2 protein-coding genes are annotated in these 3,142 nt (G+C 67.6%); both read right to left on the bottom strand.

Features of this window, described 5'->3' with window-relative positions; genetic code table 11:
- Positions 1 to 1,724 (bottom strand): hypothetical protein (locus tag WBV89_RS05440; protein ID WP_423980322.1); only part of this gene is annotated, 1,724 nt, incomplete at its 3' end.
- A 57-nt stretch (positions 1,725 to 1,781) separates the two neighbouring features.
- The coding region (locus tag WBV89_RS05435; RefSeq protein ID WP_423980321.1) for an ATP-binding protein at positions 1,782 to 3,142 on the bottom strand (1,361 nt) is incomplete at its 5' end.

Here is a 3,142-nt window from a genome sequence, read left to right as displayed (position 1 = left end):
CCGCCGGCGTTCATCGGGGTGAACCGGTTGAGGAACGACTGCCCGAACATGACGATCGTCGCTTCGCCGAGCGCGATCGGACGCACCACCGAACCGCTCAACGACATCGCTCCCGCGACGGTGCCGAACAGCGTCGCGAGCAGGACGGGAATCGCCCAGATCCAGTTGATGCCCGCCATCGCCTCACGGATCTCAGCGCCGTTGGAGATCAGCGTCAGGAGGAAGAACGCGAGGACCGCGAACCCGACCCAGCTGACGATCTTGGCGATGCTGATCCGCTCGAGTTCGGCCAACTCGACGGTCTCGACGCCGAGGCGTTCCTGGAGCCCGGTACGCAGATCCTCGATCATCTGCTTGTGGTGTTTGGCCTCCTTCTGAGCACGAGCTGGAAGCGCCGGAATCTGGATGAACGCGAGGGTGTCGCCGAGCTCCCCGTCGTCCGCGCGAATCGCGGCGTCCACGGCACGCTCGGCGCCGACGACGAGCGCCATCGACACCATCAACTCGGCACGATCGACCGAACGCGACTCGGGGCTCGACGCGAGCAGCGCCGTGTCCATTCCGAGCAGCGTCACCTCGTCACCGTCGATCACGATGTTCGAGCCGGACAACGAACGATGCGCGATGCGGCCGGCATGGAGCAGTTCGATCTGCCGCCACGCGTCATCGAGGCTCGCGTCGGTGACGACCTCCGGTTCCAAGTCCGCGAGTGGGCGACCGGCCGGGTGCGCCGAGACGAAGACTGCGCTCTGGGAGTCGACCGGTGCCGCCGAGAGGATCTCCGGGACGCGCGCACCGGCGCGCTCGGCCATCGATGTCGCCAGTGCGAGCTGGGCGACTCTGATCCGCGGTTTGGTGGACAGCTTCTGCTCGTCGACGTCGCGGACCCTGATCGAGCGGATCACCCGCGCGAAGAGTTCGGCATCCCGATCGTCGCGGTCGAGGTAGGTCACGTCGACGAAACGACCGGCAGCGGTGCCGTGGTAGGTGCGCAGACCCCGGTCGGTGGCCTCGTCGCCGATCGTGTCGATGTCGAATCCACCGGCCGCGAGTGCCTCGCCCAGCGCCGTCGAACCCGGTCGACGTTGCGGCGAACCGACGATCACGAGGATCGCCGAGCCGACGGTGGCTCCGAGCGCGACGGTGACCGCGATGCTCACCGGCGCTTGCGTCGCGCTGAGCACGCGGACGAACACCGTGACGGTGACCGCACCCCAGACCACGCGCCGCCACGGGCCCGACATGATCGGGGATGCCACCGTCGTTCCCGCGACGAGTGCTCCGAGGTAGGCCACCGACGGGAAGTCGGTCGGGAGGAACGAGTTCGACTGAAGGTCCGTGATCTCGACCGGTGGAGCGACGCGATTCAGCCAGTTGGTGAGGAGCAGCATGACGACGCCGGCCACCACACCGGCACCGACGACGAGCAAGGTCGACTCACGGGTACGGCGCGTCAGCAGCCATCCGATCGCGATGACCGGCACGACGAGGATCGAGAGTTGCGCCACGCCGACCAGCGCGAATCGCAACGGCGTGGGCAGACGATCGAAGAAGGTGACCAGGTCGAGGGAGACATTCGTCAACGCCGTCGGGAACGCGGCGGTGATCCCGAGCAGGATGGCGAGCAACGTGGCCCGAACGACCAGCCGCGCCACGTCGACGGGATGCCGTTGCCAGTCCCGACGGTCCCCTGCGCGCAGGGTGGCGAGATCGACCGACGTCACCGCTACAGCATGCACCATCGCGACGCTGCGGGAACGATCATGTTCAGCGTCTGGCCCTCAGCTCGCGGGGACGACGCCGTCATCGGCGACGGTCGGCAAGCGGAATCCGACATCGGCGCCGCCACCGACCGCCTCGCGCGCCCAGACCGATCCACTGTGCAGCTCGACGGTCTGCGCGACGATCGAGAGTCCGAGGCCCGAGCCCGGCATCGAGCGCGTCTCGTCGCTGCGGTGGAATCGGTCGAAGACACGGGAGCGTTCGTCGACCGGGATGCCCGGCCCGTGGTCTCGCACGCTGACCGACCCGTCCGAACTGACGATCGTGATCGTCGTCCCCCGCGGGCTGAACTTGTCCGCGTTGTTCACGAGGTTGTTGACGGACCGTTCGAGCATGGAGCGATCCCCCGACACGATGCTCGACTCGACGTCGAGTTCGATCGGCCGATCGCTCCGGCTCCCCCACCGGGCCGCCACATCGGAGATGACGACCGAGAGGTCGACCCGTTCCCGCTCGAGTTCGCCGTCTCGACGGTCGGTCGCGAGATCGATCATCTCGTCGAACAGGTCGCCGAGTTCCACCAGTTCGGATCGAATCGCGCCGAGCACCTCGGCACGCTCCGCGGGCGGGAGGTCGACGGCTCGCTCGAGGAGGGCAACGTTGGCGCGCAGGCTGGTCAGCGGGGTGCGCATCTCGTGACCCGCGTCGTGGATGAGACGGTGCTGCTGGACCCGGCTGGTCTCCAGCGCGTCGAGCATCGTCGCGAAGCTGCCGGCGAGTTGGCCGATCTCGTCGGTTCGGTCGCGCTCGGCGACCGCGGTGTTGAAATCGCGCGTCTCGGCGACGTTGGTCGCGACGCGCGCCAACCGTCGCAACGGAACCGTCGCCCTCGTCGCGATCAACCAACCGAGGATGGCAGCCAGGACGGCCACCCCGACGGCGATCAATGCGAAACGGCCCACGAGCGCGCCCAGCAAACGGTCGTTCTCCACGGTCGATCGAGCGACCTGGATCACTCCACCCTGCTCGAGCGAGCGCGACACCATCCGGTACGACTCACCGTCGATCGTGATGTCCTCGTAGACCACCGCCTGACCGGCTCCGTCGGTCGGCCGACGGGTCCGGAGCTCTTCGGATTTCGCCGTGCTCGGGAGTTCGACACTGCTCGTGACTTGATTTCCTTCGGGTCCCGAGATCTGGATGATCGCATCGTCGTCGGCCACCGGGAGCCCGTTCGCGATGCGACCCGGTGGGTTCGAACCGCGACCTCGCTGTCCGGAGTTCGTGCGGCCGTCGGCGACGAGGTCGCGCGCATCCTGCGCCGTCTCGGTCGCCCGGAGGTCGAGGAAACCATCGGTCGAATCGCGCAACTCGGACGCGGTGCTCCGGTACGAGATCAACCCCACGAGAATGCTCGCGA

This window comes from Ilumatobacter sp. (genome assembly GCF_049588435.1).
Taxonomy (GTDB): Bacteria; Actinomycetota; Acidimicrobiia; order Acidimicrobiales; family Ilumatobacteraceae; genus Ilumatobacter_A.
Note: the sequence above shows the minus strand (reverse complement) of the source record. Positions and strands in the feature narration are given on the sequence as shown.